The organism is Cupriavidus sp. USMAA2-4, from assembly GCF_001854305.1.
In the GTDB taxonomy this organism is placed as follows: domain Bacteria; phylum Pseudomonadota; class Gammaproteobacteria; order Burkholderiales; family Burkholderiaceae; genus Cupriavidus; species Cupriavidus malaysiensis.
The window spans coordinates 276,583-298,601 of record NZ_CP017750.1 but is presented as its reverse complement, the minus strand read 5'-3'; the positions used below and the strand labels follow the sequence as shown (position 1 = coordinate 298,601).

Genomic DNA, 22,019 nt, shown 5'->3' with positions numbered 1-22,019 from the left:
CTGACTTACTTGAAACAACGCTCGGCTCGCGTCAGACACTCGTCCGCCTGAGCCTCAGCGCGTTGGAAATCACCGATGCGGAACTCAGGCTCATCGCGAGCGCCGCAATCATGGGGGACAGCAGCAACCCAGTAAGCGGGTACAGAACGCCAGCGGCCAAGGGCACGCCAAGCGCGTTATAGACAAAGGCAAATGCCAGGTTTTGCTTCATGTTGCGGATCGTCGCTTCCGAGAGGTTTCGGGCCCGGGCGATGCCGCGCAAATCGCCCTTCACCAGGGTAACCTGGGCGCTGTTCATTGCCACATCGGTCCCGGTGCCCATGGCGATGCCCACATCGGCCTTGGCCAGTGCAGGTGCGTCGTTGATCCCGTCACCCGCCATGGCTACCACGTCGCCAGCGTCCTGCAGTTGCGTCACCAACGCAAGCTTGTCGGCGGGCTTCACTTCCCCGCGGAACTCGTCGATGTTCAGATTAGTGGCCACCGCCTTCGCTGTGGCGAGGCCATCGCCGGTGGCCATGATCACGCGGATACCCTCATCCCGCAGACTCTGCAACGCTTCCGGCGTCGAGTGCTTGATGGGGTCCGATACGGCAAGTAGCCCAGCCAGCGTGCCGTCAACGGACAAATACATGACGCTGGCTCCTTGCGCGCGCAGGTCGTCGGCTTGCGCACGCAGCGGCTCGACCTGGACACGCTCCTCCTCCATGAGCGCCGTGTTGCCAATGGCGAGCCTTTTCCCGGCCACGATGCCTCGAACGCCAATCCCCGTGCTCGATTCAAAATTCTCTGCCTTCTCCAGGGACAGTCCCGCATCCCGCGCGGCGGTAACCAGCGCAGCGGCCAGCGGATGCTCGCTCCCCTGGTCAAGGCTTGCGGCAAGCCGCAGCACCTCTTCCTCGGCATAGCCATTGACGCCAACAGATCGCGCAAAGGCGGGCCTGCCCTCGGTCAATGTACCGGTCTTGTCGACGATCAGTGCGGTAACCTTGCGCAGGTTCTCGATCGCCGCCGCGTCGCGAAACAGCACGCCGTTTGCAGCTCCCTTACCGCTTGCGACCATGATCGACATTGGCGTCGCCAATCCGAGAGCACACGGGCAAGCGATAATCAGCACGGCAACGGCGTTGATCAGGCCAAACACCCAACTCGGTTCTGGACCGAAGAGCCCCCATGCGAGAAACGTGGCCACCGCCACACCGATGACTGCGAGCACGAATACCCCGGCGACCCGGTCCGCCATGCGCTGCATCGGCGCCTTTGAGCGCTGCGCCTGGGCAACCATCTGGACGATCTGCGACAACATGGTCTGCGCACCAACCCTCTCCGACCGAATGATCAGGCTGCCCGAAGTGTTGATCGTCGCCCCAATGACGTGGTCACCCGCGCGTTTCGAAACCGGCATGGGCTCGCCCGTAATCATCGATTCGTCAATCGAACTGCGGCCCTCCGTGACGACACCGTCCACCGGTACTTTTTCGCCGGGTCGGACCCGCAATAGGTCTCCCACGTGAACGTGGGTCAGCGCCACATCTTCCTCCTGTCCGTCGGGGCTAATGCGCCGGGCTGTTTTCGGAGCGAGCCCGAGCAGCGATTTGATTGCGGCGGAGGTCTGAGAGCGGGCCTTCAACTCCAGAAGCTGCCCAAGCAGGGTGAGCGAAATGATGACTGCGGCGGCCTCAAAATACACGCCGATTCGCCCATGCGCGGCGAATGCGGGCGGGAAAACGCCCGGCGCAACCGTCGCCACGACGCTATAGATGTAGGCGGCACCGGTTCCCAGCCCAATCAGTGTCCACATGTTCGGACTGCGATTGACGAACGACTGCAAGCAGCGTTCGAAGAATGGCCAACCGGCCCACAGCACGACCGGCGTCGCTAGAACGAACTCCACCCAGCTTTGAGTGGCGGGAGACATTAAGCCCAGCCGAGAGCCGAACATCGCGAGTACAAAGACGATTGCGGTCAGCGGCAGCGTCCACCAGAAACGGCGTCGAAAATCCGTCAGCTCCGGACTTTCGCCGTCTTCGATATCGGGCAGTAGCGGCTCCAGGGCCATCCCGCACTTCGGGCAGTTACCTGGACGGTCCCGACGAATCTCCGGATGCATCGGGCACGTATAGATGGTCCCTTCCGGTTCGACAACGGGTAGTGGTAGTCCCGCGGCGTCAGAGGTTAGCACCCCCACATACTTCGCCGGCTCCTCCAGAAACTTCTGATGACAGGAATTGCTGCAAAAGTAATATTGCTTGCCATCATGTTCGGCGCGGAACTTGGATTCCGTCGATACGGACATCCCGCAAACCGGATCTTTCAAATCGGTCTCGGGCGCACGATTGCCATCGCATTGCGAGCCAGGCCCGGCATGCGAATGTCCATGATGCGCGTCATGATCGCCTGGCGACGCTGCGCCGTGCGCAGAGTGATCTTGTGACTGGAGCGGACTACGTTCATTCATTGTGCGACTCCTGTTGTCCGACGCGCTGTTCGTTTGTTGCGTTACCACGCGCCGAGGAAGCATTCCTGTGACGCCCGGCATGATGGAGATGCATCAACGGGCACAGCAACACTAGCCCAAAAAGCAACATCGACGCAATCCGCTGCCAGTCCGAGAAAGCGAAAGCGAGTACGACGATCAATACGGCCCCAAGCGCAAGCCACCAAACCACGCGCCGGCTAAGCCCGACGTTCGAGCCAGCATCCTGTCCTGTGTGGGAATCCATGACGTCCCCTTCCAGATAGTTAGCCAAGCTACAACCAGACAACGCTGCCCGATATACCTTAATCCTTCCCGCCGTGGGAAGGTCAAGTGCAATTGACGCGTGGCATTCATTTTTCCGGACCCGCGGTGATACACTGCCTGTCAAAAAAAATGACGCCATGACAGACACCATCCGAACTCTCATCGAACGCTGGAAATCCGATCCGAGCGGCACCTATCAAACTTGGTTCCTATGGCCTGAACGCCTCAAGTGACCTTGCCCCTGTTCCACGAATCCCATAACCGAGGGAATTAGGCAGCCCGGTGTTGCTGAGCTGCGGACCAGTTTTTCTCGAACGTCATGGGGCTGACGTAGCCCAGCGTCGAGTGGAGTCGGCTGGCATTATAAAAGCCAAGCCAGTCAATTACCTCGTCCATTGCGGCGCGGCGGGTAGCGAACTGGCGACCGTGCAGGCGAGCGACCTTCAACGACCCCCACAGACTCTCAGTCGGCGCGTTGTCCCAGCAATCGCCCCTGCGGCTCATTGACGAGCGCATGCCATACGCCTTCAGGGCGTCTTGAAACAGATGGCTGCAATACTGGCTTCCCCGGTCGGTGTGCACAATCACACCGGCTTCCGGGCGGCGCCGGAACCAGGCCATGCGCAGCGCGTCCGTGACCAATTCGGCCTTCATGTGTGGTTGCATCGACCAGCCAACCACCTGCCGGCTGAACAGGTCGATGATGACCACCAGGTAGAGCCAGCCTTCGGCGGTCGCCACATAGGTTATGTCGCTCGTCCAGACTTGATTGGGTGCTGCTGGGCTAAAGTCGCGTTGCAGCAGATTGGGGGCCACCGGCAAATCGTGGTTCGAGTTGGTTGTCGCGATGTACTTGCGCTTGTGGCGGGCACGGATGCCGTGCAGCGCCATCAGCTTGCGAACACGCTCCTTGCCCACCCGCACCCCACGCGCCAGCAGTTCCTTCCACATGCGCGGCCAGCCGTACTCCCCCTTGACCCCGGCGTGAATCGCCTTGATGTGGGCCAACAAGGCATCGTCACTGAGTCGGCCTCTATCTGGCCTGTCGGTGCTTACTGTGCGTTGCTTGCGCTGGTGATAGCCGCTGGGGCTGACCCCTAACAGCTCACACAGGACCGAGACCGGCCAGTAACGTCGGTTTCGCTCGATGAACGCATACCTCACACCGACTCCTTCGCAAAGTATGCTGCGGCTTTTTTTAAAATATCGCGCTCCATCTTCAAGCGCGCCACCTCCGCCCGAAGCCGGGCCAGCTCCATCTGCTCCGGGCTGACCGGCTTCATACCCGCACCAGTCAGCTTGCCTTCCCGCTCCGCCTTGACCCAGTTATGCAGCGTCTGCGCTCTGATGCCCAGGGTCGCGCTAACCACTGCCATGCTCTGCCCGCTCTTCACCAGCCGTACCGCTTCCAGCTTGAATTCCAGCGTGTACTGCGCCCGCTTTGTCTTGCTTGTCATCACATCTCTCCTTGCTTCAGTTTAACCTCAGCAAGGGATTCGTTTTGCGGGGGCAAGCTCAGAGCCATGTATAACATACGCTCCACCTATGTGCACGAGGGTCGGGTTTCCCCTTCAAAGATTAAGCCCAGGTACTCGTTTGACGAGTTGCGAGACACAGCATTAGCTTCTCTTGGTCACATCATTAAAGCGAAGCTCGATACAGCAAGAAGTGCCTAGTCGTGTTCTGCAACGGGCTCCTTGGCAGAACCTGCAGTCGGCTGATCCGCGACAGCGCTTCACCCATTATTCGAAGGTGACGGGGCATACCAGCATTCCATCGCTCCACTCGGATCGCTACGCGATCACGCTATGCTGCCAACCGATGCTCGAACCAAGTCGGCGCTCGATCGCGCAGCAAAGCGTGCATCGCTGCCAAATCTCCTGAGCCCCCGGCAAGCCACGCGTCAAGGTTGTTAGCCTTCAGCGGGATGACACAGCGATCGTGGCCAGCCGCTGCAACTTCCGGCGGCGGTTCATCAGTGATGGCGGCAAAGGACAGCAGATCGCCACTCTCGGTCTTGGAAATGTTCCAGAGACAGGCCACAAGCATATCGAACGCTGGCTGCGGGGCGAACTCCAGTACTACATTCTGCTGCTGCTCGCCTGGCCGCAGATCTCGCCCCTCGGAGCGATGAAGCGCCACGTTCTCGTAGAAGCGGGTCACAACGACAACGCCATGGCGGCGTCCGAACAGTTTGCCCCAGGATTCTTCAAGGCGGTCCGAACGAGCATTGTAGGTTCCGGGGTACTTCCGTTCGATCGCCTCGGTCCAGCCTGGCAATCGGCAGCCGTATCGCATCGGCACTACAAGCCGCTCGCCACCGTGCTCGATGATCACCGATGCGTAGATGCCGGGGAAGATCCGAGAGTCTCGCTCGGCCAGGTCGGTGCGCGCCAGATCGGCGAGATTCCGCTGTGCGCGTTCGATCTTGTCGCGGGCGATTCGCTGATCGCTCTCGGCCTTCTTGGTGGCCTTGCTGGCCAGCACCCGCTCGGCATTTGCCAGGCGCGTTTTCTGCTGGAAGAGCTCAGCTTCGATTTCCCTCGCGAGTTGTTGCTCGGCCGCAGCGATGACCGATGCGATAGGTGCCTCTTCGTCGCTGATCGGCGACGCGAAGGCTGCGCGCATGGCCTTTGGGATCTGGCGCCATCCACCGCCCTCGCTCTTTGCTTGGAACAGATCCAGATAGCGTTGCAGGCTGGCGCGCGCGCCATACTCGCGCTCCAGGCGACGGTGCTCCATTCGGACCAGGGCGGAATAGCACATGGGACCTCCCTCAAAGCAGACCCTTGATTCTAGCGGTCGCCGACGTGCCGGCATCCATCGACACGACCCCAAGCCCAAAACACGCATATGACCGGGCTTGCGGGCGTCTTGTCGAAGCGCTACGGTTCGCGATATCCAGGAGCAAAATCTGCTCTGCCTCAACATGCCACTGGAGATTGCCGTATGACCGTGAACAATCGCTTACGCGCTATCTTGCGGCAGGCCTACCAGCCCTGCTCGGGTATCGGCAGCAGTTGCGCGGATGCTCGTTGGGACCCGACCGCAGGTCACGTACCCCGCGGCCAGTGCGGCGCCACCACCGAGCTCGATATCGTCCGGCTGGTGCTCGTTTGCGCCGAACCAAGTACGCCTCGCCGAGACGAAGAGTATGCCCAAGCTTGCTCGGCGGATGAGTACATCTCCGATGCGGCGATTGTTTCGCTGGGATTGCTGGAACGCAAGGGGACACCATTCCATGAGAACCTTCGGCAGATCCTAGATCTCTGTTGGCGCGATCTGCCATTCTCGGTACAGATGGAACGCACGTGGATCACCAACTCTGTCCTCTGTTCGGCCCAGACGGCCGGCGGGCGGTTACCCGCCAGCATGGAGACCAGGTGCGCCACCACCTATCTTTGGCCGGCACTCCGACTATTTCCGAATGCAACCATTATCGCGTTGGGAGCGAAGGCCCGCGACCGGTTGCGACGAATAGGCGTCACCGGTTTCTTGGAGGCACGGTCGGCGTCGCCGCGGAGCAACCAGCTCAACGCCGCGCAAGAATCCTGGAAGGCGGTCGCTGACGAATTCCGCTCTCGACGGGCAATCTGACCGTGAAGTCGACGTATTCAAGAACCCCCCCCCACTTTCGCCGAGGGACAAGGGTCAGGAACCCACACGGAAGAAATCGGCGACTTGACCAGCATTTACAGCACGCTGCAGCCAATCCGGCATTGCTCCCTCGCCGTCCCAGGTTTCGCCAGCGGCATTGGCATAGCCGCCGCGCCCCGTAGCGGCAGAGCGCTTTCTCACTCCAAAACAGCCGGCTGCGAGAAGGTCCTCAAGACTGATCCCGTGGCGAGCCATCTGAACACGGATCCAGGTGATCGCTGCTGCTCTTTCAATTTCGACTGACATGATGCGAAATGTACACCACCAAAATGATCATCCCCAGTGGCCGCGATGGAGCTGTCAACGGGCGACTGAACTGATTCTATAGCACTGCGCTTGGTCGATTGGTCAAGCTGCGCTTTTCGTACTAAGAACCTCCCAACTTGCGGGGAACCCCTCCAGAGTCGGGAGACACCGAACTTCCCTAGACATCGGGAGCGCTTTGATTCCATGATATCCAAGAGCTAATAACCGGCACGTCACAAGAAGCGTCTAAAAAATAGCATTATCCATCAGGGAGGAACCATGGCGCGAACAATTCTATCACTGGCCTTTGTTGGCTTAATTTCTGGTTGCGCGACATCATCTGAATACACTCGGACAGGCGCGGCGTTATACGCGTGGGAAAATAGTCGATCCGCCGCACTGGTTGTGGCAGATGGCGATAATAAAGTGAGAGCTTGCACGCAATTTGCAATGGTCGAAAACTCGTATAGCGCTGACGCCAAGCTTAAAATATCCGATGCGCTGCTGAAAGCGGCCTCCGCCATACACGGGGTGGGCACTGGCACGGGTACCCCAAACAAGGACGATGCCGAGGCTACTGCTAGCGCGATGTCTGCGACGATTCAGAAGCTGGGAAATGCTCTGAATACAACCACCGAGCGAACGTCGTTTCTGATGGTCGGGGGGTTCTATATATGCCAATTGCAAGCGAACGGACTAGAAGCTGCAAAGGTCCACTTGTTGGCAACCGAATTGATCAAGACTGCTGGAACGCTTCAGCCAACTAGGACGCAGTATGTTCAGCGACCAGTCGCTGGATCAAATGGTTCTGGCGAGGCCGATGATAGCCCCCCGAAGACTGAAGGGTCCGAACCGAAACAACCGAATACGACAGCGAAGTAGCCAGGACGGTTTCAGCGCTGGTTTCCCGGTGGCAGGCATTCTGCTTACACATGTCACTGGGAATCTCCCTGTTCGAAAAACCGCCTTAGTGCCGCCGCACGCCGTGCATCCTCGGTTGTGACATAGCGCGTGGTCGTCGCGAGCGAATCGTGCCCGGCGTTCTGCTGCATCACCTCGATCGGCACGCCAGCAGCCAGTCCATGCGAGATGTGAGTATGTCGCAGCCAGTGGGTGCTGGCCTCGGCCAGGCGCTGCGCGCCGCGCGCATCGACCAGTGCCAGGTCGCGCGCGCACGCCTGGAAAAACCGCTTCACTTGCTTGTAAAGCGTGCCCGGTTGCAGCGACGCAGCGGCGCCCGCCGTGTCGGCTTTGCCCCACGGCGTGCGCTCGGCCGTGTCGGTCGCGTGCCCAAGCAGCGCCACCGGCTCGCGCTGGTCGCGCGGATCGTCGGCAAAGCCGCGCGCCGCCAGATACCGGCCCAGCGCGGCCACCACCCCGTCCGGGACCGGTACGCGCCGCACCTTGCTGCGCTTGCCCAGCACGGTCAGCCACCACGCCTCTTCCCGCTCGCGCGTGCCCGGGCGCGGCAGGCTCACCCAGTCCAGGTCCGCCGTCGTCAGCGACACTACTTCGGCCAGCCGCAGCCCGGTGCTGTACAGCAGCGGCAGCGCCACCTGCAGGCGCTGGTTGGCCGAGGTGGGCGGCAGCGCCGCCAGCTGCCGAGTGACGAACTGCCACTGGTCCGTGCTCAGGCTGCGGCCGACGTCCATCGCGGGCATCGCGGTGCGCGGCGGGCGCACGCCGGTCCAGGGATTGCCCCCCAGGTAGTTCTTCTCGTTTAGGTAGCTGTACAGGTTGCCCAGGACCGTGAGCGCATAGGCTTGGGCCCGTGGCGTCAGCGGCCCCTCGAAGGGCCGCCAAATCGGGCTCCAGCGCTCGCGGGAACGCGGGGCGCACCAGTGCGCCGGCGGCGCCGCCAGGAAATCCCGGTAGGCAAGACAGTCATCGGTGTCCATCGACGACAAGGGCTTCTGGCGCTCCACGATGGCCCACAGGAGGAAGCGCTCCGCCTCCTTGCGGTAGGCACGTTGGGTATGCGACAGGTAGTGCAGCCAGTCGAGCGGCCCCGGGACTGAACCGAGGTCGCGACGCTTCTCGCGCAGCCGGGCGACCTGGTCGGGCGGCAGCCCGGGCTTGGATCGCAGCCAAGACAGCACGGCCTCATAGTCATTGTGCGCGCTGATCAGGCAGCGCGCCTGCGGCAGTCGGAAGGCGCCCAGCCGGCCGTCCAGCGCTTCCGGCACTACCAACTTGTCCAGCGGCACCAGGGTGTCGGCCGCTGCCAGCCCGCGCGGCACCACGGCGGCCAGTTCGTGCGCGTAACGCTGCCGGCGCGCCACCGCGACATGCTCGCCGACGCCCTTGCCCAAGGTCTCTGCGTGCTGGCGCAAGAAGGCCTCGATCGCGCGGGCCTTGCCGGCGCCGATGGCCGGCAGCGCGCGCCACCAGCCGGTGCCCAAGCCGTTGATGCGGTCGATCAGTTGGCCCAGGGTGGCCACACCAGCCTCTTCGAGCCGCTGCGCCAGGGCGTCGGCCAGCCACGCGCGGCAGCCGTCAGCGGCCAGCACCGGCTGCGCATACTTGCCTTCCAGCCAGTCGATCGCCTCCAACTGCCGGCGCATGAGCGAGGCCCGCTTGGCCTCGCGGTCCACCGCACGTCCGAAGTGCCCGCGGTAGGCCTCCAGTTGCTCGGCCTGGCTGAAGCCATCGAGGCCCGCCTCGGCGGCGAAATCCTCAAGCGACGGCAGGGCTTCGCCCGGCCGGCCGATCTGGCCAAGATCCAGATGCACCAGGCGCGCCATGCCGAACCGCTCCGCGCGGCCCGCCGCGGCGCGCAGCTCGGCGCGCAACCATGTAGTCACGCGGCGCACCTTCGGGTGGCGCGCGAATTGGGCCGCCGGCTCTTCCTCCTCGCTCGCCGCGGCGGCCTCCTGCTCCGCCTCGATCTCGCCCTCCTCAGCCAGGTAGCGCTCCCACATCGGGCGCGCGTGCAGACCCTGCACGATTGCGCGCAGGAAGCCGAAATGCCCGCGGTGTAGGTGCCGCCGCGTGACCGAGCGTCGCCGCCGCGCGCGCGCTGGCGGGGCAACCGCTTCCGCCTGCATGAGAACCAGGTCCGTCGTCATCCGGTCACCTCCCCTGCGCCACCACATCGAAGTGCGTGGCCGCGTAGCTCGGGTTGCACGACCAGACTTCCTGGCAGTCTCGGTAGAAATGGGCCCAGCCGTCGACCACGACCAGATCCGCGCTCGGGTAGACGCGCGAGTGACCATTGGCGGCCGCGCCCAACAGAGAGCGTTCCCAGCATCGTTCCCGGCATCGTGCCCGGTAGCGGCCATCGGGAAGCGGTTGGTCTCGGCTCATGGCTGCGGCACCTCCGGTTGCGCGGGCCTGTCCGCCTGGCAGCGTGCCAGGTGTGCCCGGCATGGGTTGCGCCCGCGGCGCTCGCGTCCTTGGGTCGCCGTCCGGGCTGTTGCCATGGGGGAACGGCGAGGCTTCGCTCGGATCGAGGGCACGGGCACGCTTGCGGCGGGGCGTCGAGGAAGATGGCATGATGCTCAACTGATCGCCAGATCCAAACGGCGGAAGGTCTTCTGGAAGAACAACTGCGGATCTCCTACCCCCGGAAAATGCGCGTTGTACGCTACTTCGTCCTTCGGGGCTTGGTGCGCTCCAAGTGAGGTTGGCGCGTGTTGATAGAGCCACCGATAGTGGAGAGCCCACAGTGCCTGTTGGTAGATGGTCAAGCGCGTCATATCGGCGACGCGCGTCGTGCCGTATGGATCCCGCATGCGCAGCGCTACGAGCATCGCGGGCAGCTGTTCCATGCATGTCACATTGGTATCGGCACGGCCCTGCATCAGCCCGGCGTAGAGCGCCGGATGCTTCAGCTTGAGCGCGATCGCATAAGCAAGCAGGGCCGCATTGGCCGAGTCGCCCCCAGTGGTCGCCAGGCTGTAGAGCGTGCACCCGCGCTCCACATCCCGCGCCGACAACTCGAACAGCGCGGCGCACAGAGAGAAGTCATCTGCGAAGTCTCGCTCGACCGCGCCGAGCCGCTCCAACGTATTGAACACATAGGCAGACAGCCCCGGGATTGAACCGTCGGGCTCCACGCTTCGCGCCGTCGGCAGGCGCAGCGACAGATGCAGAAACTTGCCCAGGTAGGTGGCCGCGTCGGTCTCGGCCCCATACACCCCGCGAATCGCCTTCTCCAGCTGATCGCGGTTCATCAACAGCACGAACACCAGATGCGGCACGTCGAAGAAGTGCTTGATGCGTTCGACCAGTTGCACGGCAAACGCGGGGCGGCAGCGGTCCAGTTCATCGACCAGGATTACCGTGGGCTTGCCCGTGTCGTTGAACGTCTCCGCCGCGAACTCGGTGAGAGCTTCGCGGAAGTGCTGGACCGTCTTTTGTTCGGCCTCCCACTGGTCGAGCCGGCCCTTGACCCAAGCGCCGGCGGCGTCGCCCGCCTTCTCGGTCGCCTGCTCGGCCGCCTCACCCAGCGCCTCATCGACCTGGTCGACCAGGTCCGACGTGCCAAGCGCGCGGCCTGCAAGGTTGACCAGCGCCTTCGTGCCGACGGGCAGCAGGGCGCGCAGGACCGCGCCAGCCCGGTGCTTGAGCTTTGCCGTGACCCCACTCTCCGCCTTGCGCAGCCCCACGATCGCGCTGGCCAGCAGGAGGAACGCGTCTTCTGCATAGTCCTGGCCAAAGGCATCGATGATGGCCACCGGGTGGCCCTGCTGCTCAAGCTGCTTGGCCCAATGCCGGCCAAACCAGGTCTTGCCCTCGCCCCAGGGCGCGTCGATGGCCAGCACCGCGCCATCGCGCAGCCGGTCCAGGTAGGTGGTCAGCCGCTCGGCCAGCGCCTGGCGGCCGAGCAGGTCGCCGGCGAACGGGGTGGCGATGGCGTCCAGTGCCGTGGGAGGCAGCACGAGGGGGCGGGCGGGAGCAGCTGCGGGCATCGAGGGGCGTCCTGAGTGAGCGCACGAGGTGGGCGTGCCGCCGGCGGCCGGCCAGCCCAGCGCTGGCGCGGGGTGCGCGCGGCAAGACTTCATTGTAGCCGCAAGTGGCGGCCAGGAAACCTACCACCCGTCTCTTATTATGACGGTGCTTGATAATAGTAATTATCAAGCACCGTAAAATGCAGAATTCCGGTTCTGAAGTGGCGCAAGGCGGGCTTCTGCGCCCGCGGTCGGCGACAATGCGGCCATCGCCGCCGGCGCCCTGCCCTCGTTATGCCGATCGTCCCCATCCACCAGGAATTCCACCTGGCGCCAGGCGCGCCCCCCTTGGCCTGGGCGGCGCGCGCCCCCAAGGCGGGGGCGCACATCAACCTCTGGTGGCTATATCTCGCCATGTGCCGGGCGAATCAGTTGGGCCTGACCCTGGGCGACGCCGGCCTGGCCACCGTCGCCGCCACGGCGGCGGCCGCACTGAGCGTATGCGAGGCGGATGCGGACGGTTTCCGGGTGACCCACGACTATGGCCGGCTCAAGGACTTCGTGAAGCCCTTCCTATCGGGCTCGCTGGGCGCCGGTCTGACGCTGCTGCAGACGATGCAGGCCGGCTACCCGTGGATGGCGCACTGGGAGGATTGTGGCGGCCCGACCGCTGACGCGCACCCCGACTTCGTGTTCTTCCGCGATGGAACGGCCACCGCGCCCTCAGCCGTGTGCCTGGTGGAGTCGAAGGGTTCTCGCGGCCCCACGTCCGGCCCGGAGGCGCAGGCGGACTGGGAGCGGCAGATCTGGCCTCATCGCCAGCAGCGCCTTCCCCTGCCGGACGGCAGCCATCTGGTGCCCACTGAGGGCCGGCTGGTGGCCAATGAGTTGCCCGGGCCTAGCGGGCGCAAGCGGTTCCGCTCGACAGTCGTGCAGGGGCAATTCCCCCGCGGGCTGGGCTTCCATGCAGCTACCTTCTCTCGGGCGACGCTGGGGACCATGGGATGGACGCTGACTCCCTCCGCGGGCACGCGTAACCGGGTGGTCCAAACGCCACCCGCCGATGCGGTCGGAATTCAGCGCGCGTGCCTTCGCCATGTTTGCCGGCTGCTCGACCTGCCGGCCACTGAGGCCTCATTTGCAGCCCCCCTTTCGGGCGAAGTCGACCGCGACAATCCAAATCGGGCTGATCTGTTCTTTCGTGCCTTGCACGAGTTGAGCCGGCGCCGCACCCCGCTGGATTGGGGTCCCGACAGCCGGCCTGATGACGTTGTCGTCGGCCTCCCGCAGCGGATTGTCATGACGAACGGGACCGAGTGGGAGGTGAAGTTGTACTGCCAGTACATGGTGCTGTGGTCGATCCTGCGGGACACGCCGGCCCAAGCCGACCATGGCGCCGCCCCCCGTCAGGCCGAGTGGGCTGACCGCGGAGGGGTTCGGATCCGCCTGCAGGGCGGGGACGGCGTCGGGCTGCTGGCGCGGCAAAGTTCTGGCGGCACGCGCGACTGAGCGGGCTTGCCAGTGCCCGGGCCTCACCTTGTCGCGGCGGATCGAGCAGTCGCGATCGGCGCAGGCGCGCCGGCTTGCACTACTCCGGAGCCTTGTGACACCGCGCTACGCGACGAAGGCGATCCGGTCCACCGTTGGTCCCAATGTGTATTCGCTGGCGCGTTCAGACCAAGCCGTCCTACGATCGGCGTGCTGCCTGGACGGTCGCCAGAGGCAGGAACAAGGTGCGTGGCGAATCAGGCAACGCAATGAAGCCGTGATAGCGATAGAAGGCCTCCGCCGCCTCGTCCTTCGCGTCCACCATCACCGCGTAGGCGGCGATCTCTGACCGGATGGCACGTTCCAGTGCGTCAGCTAGCAAGGCAGCGCCCAAGCCCCGCCCCTTGAAGGTCTGATCGACGGCCAAGCGCCCCATGCGGACGGCCGGCACCGTCGGATAGCGCGGAAGCTTCTTGCTGATACTGGGTGGCAGTTCGGCCAGCAAGAGGCTCGCAGATGCGAGGGTGTAGTAGCCGGCAATCCGCGGTCCATCGGCGAGTGCCACGAAACATGCCGCGACGCGGCGGCGAACGTCCTGACTGACCTGTTCCCTGAGATAGCGATTCAGGGGGTCCGATCCGCTATCGAAGCCGGCGCGATCATGGGCTGGATCAAGCGGGACTAGCCGAAACGGCGCGGCGCTCATTCAGCGCGCAGCAGCTTGTCGCGGCGGGCAAACGCGCGCTCGAGGGCTGGTGTCGGTTGCGGCGGGGACAGCAGTGCGTTGGCAAAGCACTCCTGATCGGCGAGGGACAGCCGGACGACGTCGGATTGCTCGATGGCGCGCTGGGCTGCCTCCTGGACCGCAGCGACAACGAAGTCGGTCATGGTGCGTCCTTGCAGCTCGGCGGCACGCTTGAGCATCGCGTGCAGATCAAAGCTGATTCGCGCTTCGAGGCGGGCGGTGGTATTGGCAGTGGGCATAGTCTGGTTCTCCAGAGGCAATGATACGGCAGATTGCCGTACGCATCAACTCAAGCCGTCCTCGGGTTGAGCATGCGAACCATCATCCGGCGTTCCCCCAATGGCCGTGTCTGGTAAGCAACGTGGCCGGTGCCCTGCTCGCGGGACTGCCGCGGAGCGGCACGAGCGTACGATATGCCATTTTTCAGTATATACCTTACATGGCCGGCGCCCGACGTGCTCCGACAATTGCCCGGGCGCGGTCTAGGTGGTCAGCAATTGCCGCACGGAGGCTCCGCGTGGCAGGAGTCGGGGTACCAGGTGCCGATACGGGTTGGCCGGCAGCGAGTTGGGCGAGGAACTCCAACTGGGGTAGTGCGAGAGCTAGTGGCCAGGCATTCGTAGCGGCATCGCGGCCGGTGCCACGGCGGAGCGTCACTGATGCCTCGTCTACGGACCAAGAGCCGCCGTTGGGATCGGCTATGACACGACCACGGAGGCTTGTGGCAAGTGCCGTGATTCGCGCGTGTTGTTTTGCTTTGGAGCCCTCCTCTTCCTGTCGGCGGTCGCGTTCGGCACGGGCGGCGTTGGCTACAAACGTGAAGTCGAGGGGCTTCTTGATGAGTGCAGCGAGGTAAGCAAAAAGGTCTCTGCCACGGAGTTCTGCGATCGCGTGGTAAGCAGTCTGGACGACGTCGGATAGACGGGTCGACGCGTTGCGGGCACGCTTCATGAGGCCAAATAGGCCCGGCAAGGATAGGGACCGGTCTTCGACCAACCAAGCCAAGTCGGAGGGCACTGCTTTGCCTTCGATTCGTCGAAAGGCGGCCGGCTCAGCCGGTTGTTTCTTCGAAGAAGACTGAGGGGGGAGGTTATTGTCTCGCACGGATGCGAGTTCTTGCCCAGCTGCGCCTTCTTCGATATGTGCGGCTTGCGCCATATCCTGTTTTGACGCTGCAGCGGGGGGGTTTAGGCCTAGCGCGTCAATCGCGATGCCTGTCAGGCGTATTCTGCCAATGACTTTCAACGTCTCTGGCGTTCGTCTCTGCTCTTCTCGCTCGATAAGTCCAAAGGATTCGAGTGTCGCAAGGCAACGATAAATTGTTGCTTCACTGATCTTCAGCTTTGACGCAATCGTGGCCTTCTTCAAAAAGATGAAAGAAGCTGGACTGTCGACTTTTACTCCGAAGCGAATCAAGCAGGCCAGAACGCGTCGTTGCGTTTGAGACAAGTCATAAGCATCGAGAGCCTCGTAGACGTTGACGATCGCATTAGCAATTTTACGCGGAAGGAAAACTGGCGATGCCGTCTCGGTCCCTACGAAATTTTGCTCAGAGACGCTTAGCTTTGATTTGTTCGAAACTACGGGACTGGAAATGACGAGCCTCGACGATGAGCGAAGAAAATCGCCGCGCGTGTCTTGTTCGTACAGTTCGTAGTGATCTTCAGACTGTTGAGGATGAGCGTTCCCTACGCTCATGATTGAAGTCATGTTCGCCTCGCAATGGATGAATTTTTTGTGGCGGCGTTGACATGACGAAGCGTTCTTCCTAGACTTCGAATGCCAGTTCGAAGTAGGAAGGACGACTCGCTAGACGCCGTCCGCAAAAGCCAGGAACGCCAATTCCTGGCTTTTGTTTTTCTGGAGAGGGTTAGCTCATTGGATGCTCCTTATTTCGGGGGCGAACATTTCGAACGCCCAAAGAAAAACGCCCAACATTTGTTGGGCGTTTTTCTTTGGGGGCTTCGCTGAGCCTGGTGTCTGGTTGATACCTGGTGCCAGGCGGGGTATGCACCGGTGCATACCCCGGGGATGAACTTGGCGCCGCACTCGCGATCGACTGCTTTTGTGTCGCGCTGTGGAGGGATGATTTGTCGCGGACAGGACAGGCGAGGGAGTATGCACCGGTGCATATGGCGTCGAGCTGATTCCCGGGCTCGTCTGCCATGCACCGGTGCATAAAGCCACGGAGGCTATAGGCTCCGACAGGATGGCGAGATAACCTGGGGTTGAAGTATGCACCGGTGCATAGGCGGTGCGCAGCGTCGGCGGCCAAGGCCGATATGCACCGGTGCATATCGGCCTTGCTGCCATTGCTGGTTGATCGGCGGGAAGCCGCTGGCTCCAAAAACCAATATGCACCGGTGCATACCGGCCTGGTCAGGAAGCACGGAGAAGCCAATATGCACCGGTGCATATTGGCGCGGCGGTAACTCGAGTGATGAACGCCAATCCGCATCGCTGCGCGAAGCTGCTCAGCAGCTTCCAACTGCATCGAAGCGCAAACCGCAGGCACAAAACAAAAGCCACCCAAGCGCTCCGTATCCAAGCTGGATGCCGAGCGACAGATGGCAAATGTTTGCGCCTTACGGATCACTTTTTTGGGGCCTTCTCCGGCGCCGTCAGTTTGTTGATGAGCGCTTGACGGAGGTTCGTTTCGCCAGTACTGACCAATTCGACTGCAGCTCCCAGCAGATCGACCAACTCAGCGAGCACCTTCTCATCAATGGACGCGGCTTCTTGGACTTTGAACTCGATCGCACCCGTCTCGTAAGTCCGAAGCATGCCGACCTGGGACTCGCCCAGCCGGATAGGCTTCGATATGACTGCGGCTTTGCGAGGAGCGCGAGCGGTCTGCTTTTTCTCCTTCAGCAGGCTTTCGATGGCGCGCCGGGAGATTTCCTCCGTCACGATTCGTTGACAGAGAGCAAGCAGTTCCTCTTCCGTTCTTGAGTCAATCGCGGACACAAGCACTCCTGCGACGGAATAGGGGAAGCGCTCCTTGTTCTCCCGCATGAACGCTTGGATCCGCTCAGGAAAACGGCTGAACGAGAGCATCCGGCTGATCGTGGCCTGGTGATAACCAAGCCGCTCAGCGAGTTGCTCTTGCGTTGCGAGCTTTTCCGAAATCAACTGTGCCCACCGAATGCCCATGTCGATCTGGGGAATCGGGTCGGTGTCTTCGGTGTGCCGAAACGATTGGACATACACATCGAGAGGCGAGGACGCATCGACATGTCCCTCGAGTACCCAAATATCCGGCCAGTTCAACAGCTCCGCTGCTTTGAACCGTGTGTCCCCGTCGAAAATGAAATAGGTCCCGGGCTCCGCCGGATCCTTTGTCACGGCCAGCGGATGGTACTGCCGTGATCCGGCCATGCTCGATGCGATCTCTCTGATCCGTTCCGGACTCCGAGCAATCCGCGCATTCCACGGGTGCTGCTTCAGCTTCGACAGGGGGACCCGGAAACCGAATTCTCGGGCCTGATCGGAGTCCGGCACCTGCGACGTGGCATGCGTGGCAGATGATGCCGGAGAGGGCAGGCCAGTGGGCGCGTCAGGATGCTCCGCCAGAAGTTCCTCGAGCGATTTCCCGGTGCCCTTCGGAGGAGTGTGCAAAACCATGCGGCCGGCGGGCGTATCCGCCCCGCCGGCGCCGTCAGCGCGATTGCGCAGTCGATGGATAAAATCAGTTTCAGTGGATGTCTTAGCCATCAATCACCCCCATCCGCACCAGCAGAGCATCGGCTACGTCCCGAAGTTCGTTCGCGGAGGCGCTGCTTGGCTTAAAGAGCACCAATGGGACATCGGTCTCACCATTCAAGGCCTTCGGGAAATCCTCGCTGCGCCGGATCGTCCGATCCAGCCACGCATCTTGATAGGTCTGCGTGATAGTCATCAACTGTCCCATGACCCGCACGCGATTCGGGTCAAAGAAGTTGCCGACGATCACGAGTTCGGGGCTCCGGTTAAACTGGTCCTGCATTTCGGTTAGGACGCTCGATAGGTAGGAGAGCGCTTTTGTGGAGAACTTCTCCATCGAGACCGGTGAGATCACGTAGTCGGACGCAAGTAGCGCACCCCGTGTCATCCGGTTCTTCGCGGGTGCCGCGTCGAACAGAATGATGTCGTAGTCACGAGTGTCGAAGTGCTGATCTTTGCCGGCCTGCCCGTCCTTGAGCAGTTTGGCGATTGTTAGGTCAGCGTTCTTGCCTTCCAGTACTTCGTAGGTCAGCATCGTGTCGAGACGGTCCAGGGTCAGGTCCGACGGTACGATATGGGGGCCTGCGTCGCCGAACGGCTTCTTTACGACTTCGCCTAGGGTGCGGCGACCATACGGCCAGCCCGGGATCAGGTTTCCGAAATGCGCCTCAACCGTCTTGTCTGGCGAAACGCCTGCTTCAAGCGCTTCCTCCTGTGTCAACTCGGAGTCGTACCCGAAGCTCAACGTCAGGTTGCTCTGAAAATCCAGGTCGATAATCAGGACTTTCACGCCACGCAGGGCGAAGCGACAAGCCAGATTGCTTGCAAGAGTCGTCTTGCCGACGCCGCCCTTCGGCGCGTATACGGTGGCGATGACCTGCTTCTTGGACCGCGCTTTCCCACCGCGCTTGCTGCTTCGGTGGTGGGCCAGGTCGAAGATGTTCTCGACCGAGAAGAGCCGAGTCTTGGGGCCGGACTCTTGCCGCGACACCTCAATCCCCGCTTCATCCACCATGCGGCGGACGGAGTCGACGGTTGTGCCCAGCAACTGGGCAACAGCTTGGACTTTGAACGGTTTTGTGGCCAAGTCGAACCTCAAGAAGTCACGTATACGGCAGTTACGTCATTATTAGTGGTCTGACGTATACATGCAAGGTTTTTTGCTGGTAACGCGGCCTTTTCCTAGCAGCGACGTCCGATCCATACATCGACGACCCTGTTCTCGCATCTAGGGTGGATTGCTGCGCTGCATATGGAAGTCTGGCTCCAACGCCAACGCCCGGCCCCTAGTGATCGACATGAATCTAGCATGTCAACCTTGGCGAAAGTGACCCAAATCGCATACCGATTTCGTGCAGATTCGCGCGAAACACAGAATAAGTGCTGTTTTGATAACTAATATGGGCGACAACCGACCGGGCTACTGACCACAGGCGAGCTAGGCCCATGAGGTCAGGAAGAGGCCGAGATTGTTTGGCGTAGGCGGTAAGTGGTACGTGCGCTACTCAGCCCAAGCCGCTCAGCAGCGGCCTTCGGGTCGAGCCCGCGGAGCAATAGTCGGCGGCCGTAGGTATTGCGCAGGGCCTGCGGACCGGATTCGACGCCTCTATAGCCGATCGCCACCAATGCATCATGCACTGCGCGCCAGAGACTGATAACGGCGGCGCGCTTGCCCGTGCGCCTGAAGGCTAGCAACAGCTCGCCGGTGTAGCCATGTGAGGCTCGAACAGCAATCCAGGCCAAGACCGGGGGCTGCGCGAACCCCTCGACAATCGCGATGCGGGAAAGGCGCCCGCCGGCACTCTCAGTTCGTACTCTCGCTAGCGCGCCTGGCAGAGCGCGCTCGAAACCAGCCAAGGGGAGCTGGCGCGCCTCTGCCACCGTGAGGCCGGCGCCGAGAAAAAGCGCAATCGCCGCCTTGTCGCGCGACGTCGACCTATCGTCGTTCGGTGATGGCTGGACCCACTGCTGTAATGCTGTGTCGAACGCAGGGGGGAGAAACGCGATCGCCGGGTCGTCCAGAGGCCAAGCAAGGGAGTCCGAGAGCGGCTTCCCGGGGTTCTCCGCTCTGACCCCGGATGTGACAAGGTGCCGGCCGAGCCGCTCGAATAGCTTGGCGTAGCGCTTGGCGGTCGACGACGACCTGTCGAGGCCACGTGCGGCGAGAAAGGCCTCCAACTCTGCGGTATGAAAGGTCGCGAGCGTCTGGCCACAATGAGCAAGATGCTCCAGTACGGCTTCGAACATTGCCTGGTGCTGGATGATCGAGCGCGAGGAGAACGGCCGGCCGTCAACCCCAGTCGCGCCGATCTCCTGCCACGCAGCAAACGCCTTCGCAGGATCCGTCAGCCAAAGGCGGTCGGTCATAGGTGATTACAGGGTCGATAGAGGAGGTACAAGACAGAATACCCTCGACATCGTCTCACGCAACCACATTTCCAGATTCCGGCTGCAATACTACTTTTCGTTTAGCAGTGCGATGCCGCGTCGGACAAGCTCATCCGACACCCGTCGTTTATGCTCCTGCCAAGCCAAGTTTCTGATCACAATTGCGAGATTGGGCAGTGGCTTCCCCCGCTTGTCGAACAGTTCCAGATCGTCCGTGATCGTCTTTCCGGGCAGACCTTGGATGAGCGTTCGGGCCGCGGTCGGCGGGCAGTTGCAACCGGGAATGCAGTTCTGAGGGTCGGTCTCATTTGCAGTCGGTGCTTTGCACAACCGTCCGGCAAAGTTTGGCCCCGGGCGGTTGCCGTCGCTGCAGGAGCGGCCGACAGTTTTGTCCTTCGTCTCGGTAACCGAGCCAACGGTATCGCACCACGGGGAATATGCGCCTATGATCTGGAAGGCTGAGGTTAACCTGTCCTTCTCAGATTTTCTCTTCCCACCGCTTACGCCGGTGTACTTCGATCGCAGATCAATAGCGATGGCACGCGCTGACCATACTGGAGAGTCGAATGCAGCGTGCTTGCCAGGATCTTGAATTGGCTCATTGGTATCGGAGTCTTTCGCACCTTCCCACGGGTCGCCCGGGGTGTGTTTCTGACACCAATAGTTGTTGAGCCGAATACAGCGCGAGTCAATGACCTTGCATGCGTCTCCCGGATTTCGGGGCCTGTCGAACAGGAGGTACTTCTTCCCCTCGGAGCACCAATTGGCGACCTCGGTTACTTCTTTGGTAAAACCTAGGCTGGGCGCCAATAGCAGAACTGCGGCAATGCACAATGCGTAGCGGTTCATGATTCCTCCCTGTTTTCCCACGGAAGCGACGATGGGCTTCCGCCTGCAACGTAGCAGGTGCTCCAACCTCCCGAATCCACCCTGACGTAGGGACCCGGATTCACCCGAACGCTCGGCAACTCGGAGGCGTGGATCATCCCAGAAATGAAAAAGGGCCAGTCCGCTAGTGCGAACTGGCCCGGATCAATCCCGCAAAGAACGCCGCCGCTCTTTGGGGATGATGGTGGATCAGGCGACCAGTCGAAGGTGCCTGGCGCGCTGCAGTAGATCGCAGAAGTCATTCCGTTCGCCTGTCGGCACGTGCAGCTTGCAGACGAAGCCCTCCGAGAGCAACCGTGCTTTGAGAAGTTCTGCGTAGTGTTCACCCGGCCGCCAACCATGCCGCGGGTCGAGAGGGTCGCGATCGGCGCAGACAATCACCTCGTCGAAGCGATCGCGCGGGATATCAGCGACCGCCAGGTTGCCGGCATTCAAGAGTGCCCAGACCTCGAAGCGATTTTCGGTAGCCGCTACCAACGCAAGGCCGGTTTCGATGCCTTCGCAAACGATCAGCTTTCGGCTTTGCGTCGTCGGACGATTGAGCAGGATGGCCGCACCCAGCAACTTCTCAGGGCTTGCCATCTGTTTCTTCACCTCCGCCAGTGGCGCCTTGAAGCCGTCCTTGGACAGGTACGTGCGGTGCAGCGTCACCGGCTTGCCGGATCGCCGCCGTGCGACGGCGATCATGGCGGGCCAGTGGCCGCGCGACACCCATTTTGACGAAGATACTTCCCAGTACTCCAGCGACGGGTGTTCCAGCAGATCACCGCTGAGCCACTCGAGCTGCAGACTCGGCACTCGGCGTCGCAGGTATTGCCACACCGGACTGGCTTCGGTCAGGGCGATGGAGCCCTTCCAGGTGGCATTGAGCTTGTCTCGCTTCTTTTGCCGGTCCCGTGCGGCTTTTTCTGCGGCGTCGCGCGCTTCGCGATGGCTGGGCAGTGGCGAAGCTTGTGGGGCGGCGCGGCACAGGCCAGTGTCCTTGAGAAACTCGAAGACCTGGCGATCGCCGCCGAGGTAACTGCGCAGAAGCGTGTAGCCGTTGCCGGCGCCGCAACTGTTGCAATACCACGTCCCGGCGTCGTTCTTGTTGTCGAAGCGAAACCGTGTTTTTCCCTGGCACAGCGGGCAGGGGCCTTGCTTGTTGCTCAGAAACTCGGCCAGGCCTGCGCGGCTCAGGACGTCTTTCCAGTCGAGTTCGTCAAACCTGACTTTCATGGCTATCTCCTGCCTCTGCGAGGCGATGAAAAGGAGCGGCCACTGCAAGGGG

Annotated in this window: 20 protein-coding genes; 3 read left to right on the top strand and 17 right to left on the bottom strand. The window is 62.0% G+C overall.

The window, feature by feature from the left end; translation table 11 throughout:
• Positions 1–31 precede the first annotated feature (31 nt).
• The 5 genes from BKK79_RS37415 to BKK79_RS37400 form a co-directional block, all read right to left on the bottom strand.
• Complete coding sequence (locus BKK79_RS37415) at positions 32–2,296, bottom strand: heavy metal translocating P-type ATPase (RefSeq protein WP_232346526.1); 2,265 nt, start codon at positions 2,294–2,296, stop codon at positions 32–34.
• 17 nt (positions 2,297–2,313) lie between these two features.
• Positions 2,314–2,454, bottom strand: a complete 141-nt coding sequence (locus BKK79_RS41845) for a hypothetical protein (RefSeq protein WP_227874096.1) — start codon at positions 2,452–2,454, stop codon at positions 2,314–2,316.
• Complete coding sequence (locus BKK79_RS42460) at positions 2,451–2,588, bottom strand: DUF2933 domain-containing protein (RefSeq protein ID WP_232346525.1); 138 nt, start codon at positions 2,586–2,588, stop codon at positions 2,451–2,453. Before BKK79_RS42460 ends, BKK79_RS41845 begins: the two co-directional genes overlap by 4 nt.
• A 425-nt stretch (positions 2,589–3,013) precedes the next feature.
• Positions 3,014–4,200, bottom strand: a protein-coding gene (locus BKK79_RS37410) for an IS3-like element ISRme13 family transposase (RefSeq protein WP_085960481.1) whose coding sequence is annotated in 2 segments (ribosomal slippage) — positions 3,014–3,945 and positions 3,945–4,200 — 1,188 coding nt in all. Because the reading frame shifts where the segments join, the coding sequence is not laid out codon by codon here.
• A 349-nt stretch (positions 4,201–4,549) separates the two neighbouring features.
• Positions 4,550–5,509, bottom strand: a complete 960-nt coding sequence (locus BKK79_RS37400; protein ID WP_071040746.1) for an SOS response-associated peptidase family protein — start codon at positions 5,507–5,509, stop codon at positions 4,550–4,552.
• 183 nt (positions 5,510–5,692) lie between these two features.
• Between BKK79_RS37400 and BKK79_RS37395 the strand changes: the two genes are divergently transcribed.
• Complete coding sequence (locus tag BKK79_RS37395; protein ID WP_071040745.1) at positions 5,693–6,340, top strand: hypothetical protein; 648 nt, start codon at positions 5,693–5,695, stop codon at positions 6,338–6,340.
• A 54-nt stretch (positions 6,341–6,394) separates the two neighbouring features.
• Here the strand turns inward: BKK79_RS37395 and BKK79_RS39825 are convergent, their stop codons facing one another.
• Entirely contained in the window at positions 6,395–6,646 is a 252-nt protein-coding gene (locus tag BKK79_RS39825; RefSeq protein WP_084085803.1) for an H-NS histone family protein, read from the bottom strand.
• Positions 6,647–6,925: 279 nt separating this feature from the next.
• Between BKK79_RS39825 and BKK79_RS40975 the strand changes: the two genes are divergently transcribed.
• Positions 6,926–7,528, top strand: coding sequence for a hypothetical protein (locus BKK79_RS40975; protein WP_157128703.1), 603 nt, complete (start codon positions 6,926–6,928; stop codon positions 7,526–7,528).
• Positions 7,529–7,581: 53 nt separating this feature from the next.
• Here the strand turns inward: BKK79_RS40975 and BKK79_RS37390 are convergent, their stop codons facing one another.
• The 3 genes from BKK79_RS37390 to BKK79_RS37385 all read right to left on the bottom strand — a co-directional run bounded on the left by BKK79_RS37390 (position 7,582) and on the right by BKK79_RS37385 (position 11,559).
• Positions 7,582–9,714: a phage integrase family protein gene (locus tag BKK79_RS37390; protein ID WP_232346500.1), complete on the bottom strand. Its 2,133-nt coding sequence runs from the start codon at positions 9,712–9,714 to the stop codon at positions 7,582–7,584.
• Between the two features lie 4 nt (positions 9,715–9,718).
• On the bottom strand, positions 9,719–9,952 hold the full coding sequence (locus BKK79_RS39820; RefSeq protein ID WP_084085801.1) for a hypothetical protein: 234 nt from the start codon (positions 9,950–9,952) through the stop codon (positions 9,719–9,721).
• Between the two features lie 194 nt (positions 9,953–10,146).
• Positions 10,147–11,559 (bottom strand): KAP family P-loop NTPase fold protein, encoded by a 1,413-nt coding sequence (locus BKK79_RS37385; RefSeq protein ID WP_198173432.1) that lies wholly within the window; start codon positions 11,557–11,559, stop codon positions 10,147–10,149.
• A 273-nt stretch (positions 11,560–11,832) separates the two neighbouring features.
• Here BKK79_RS37385 and BKK79_RS37380 point away from each other — a divergent pair, with 273 nt between their 5' ends.
• Positions 11,833–13,047 carry a hypothetical protein gene (locus BKK79_RS37380; RefSeq protein ID WP_071040743.1) on the top strand — a complete coding sequence of 405 codons (1,215 nt, stop codon included), beginning with the start codon at positions 11,833–11,835 and terminating at the stop codon, positions 13,045–13,047.
• Between the two features lie 178 nt (positions 13,048–13,225).
• On the opposite strand, the gene BKK79_RS37375 is transcribed toward BKK79_RS37380, so the two are convergent.
• From BKK79_RS37375 to BKK79_RS37350, 8 genes are all read right to left on the bottom strand, one after another.
• Complete coding sequence (locus BKK79_RS37375; RefSeq protein WP_071040742.1) at positions 13,226–13,732, bottom strand: GNAT family N-acetyltransferase; 507 nt, start codon at positions 13,730–13,732, stop codon at positions 13,226–13,228.
• Positions 13,729–14,010, bottom strand: a complete 282-nt coding sequence (locus BKK79_RS37370; protein ID WP_071040741.1) for a type II toxin-antitoxin system TacA family antitoxin — start codon at positions 14,008–14,010, stop codon at positions 13,729–13,731. Before BKK79_RS37370 ends, BKK79_RS37375 begins: the two co-directional genes overlap by 4 nt.
• Before the next feature lie 196 nt (positions 14,011–14,206).
• Positions 14,207–15,481 carry a hypothetical protein gene (locus BKK79_RS40970; protein WP_157128702.1) on the bottom strand — a complete coding sequence of 425 codons (1,275 nt, stop codon included), beginning with the start codon at positions 15,479–15,481 and terminating at the stop codon, positions 14,207–14,209.
• Positions 15,482–16,363: 882 nt separating this feature from the next.
• The gene (locus BKK79_RS37365) at positions 16,364–17,485 is read right to left on the bottom strand and encodes a ParB/RepB/Spo0J family partition protein (RefSeq protein WP_084085797.1); all 1,122 of its coding nucleotides are present in this window, start codon (positions 17,483–17,485) and stop codon (positions 16,364–16,366) included.
• Positions 17,478–18,572, bottom strand: a complete 1,095-nt coding sequence (locus tag BKK79_RS37360; protein WP_157128701.1) for a ParA family protein — start codon at positions 18,570–18,572, stop codon at positions 17,478–17,480. The genes BKK79_RS37365 and BKK79_RS37360 overlap by 8 nt, the downstream gene beginning before the upstream one ends.
• Positions 18,573–18,925: 353 nt before the next feature.
• The gene (locus BKK79_RS37355; RefSeq protein WP_071040739.1) at positions 18,926–19,840 is read right to left on the bottom strand and encodes a site-specific integrase; all 915 of its coding nucleotides are present in this window, start codon (positions 19,838–19,840) and stop codon (positions 18,926–18,928) included.
• Positions 19,841–19,930: 90 nt separating this feature from the next.
• Positions 19,931–20,710 (bottom strand): hypothetical protein, encoded by a 780-nt coding sequence (locus tag BKK79_RS40965; RefSeq protein ID WP_157128700.1) that lies wholly within the window; start codon positions 20,708–20,710, stop codon positions 19,931–19,933.
• 228 nt (positions 20,711–20,938) lie between these two features.
• Entirely contained in the window at positions 20,939–21,967 is a 1,029-nt protein-coding gene (locus tag BKK79_RS37350) for a DUF7146 domain-containing protein (RefSeq protein ID WP_071040738.1), read from the bottom strand.
• Positions 21,968–22,019: the final 52 nt, after the last annotated feature.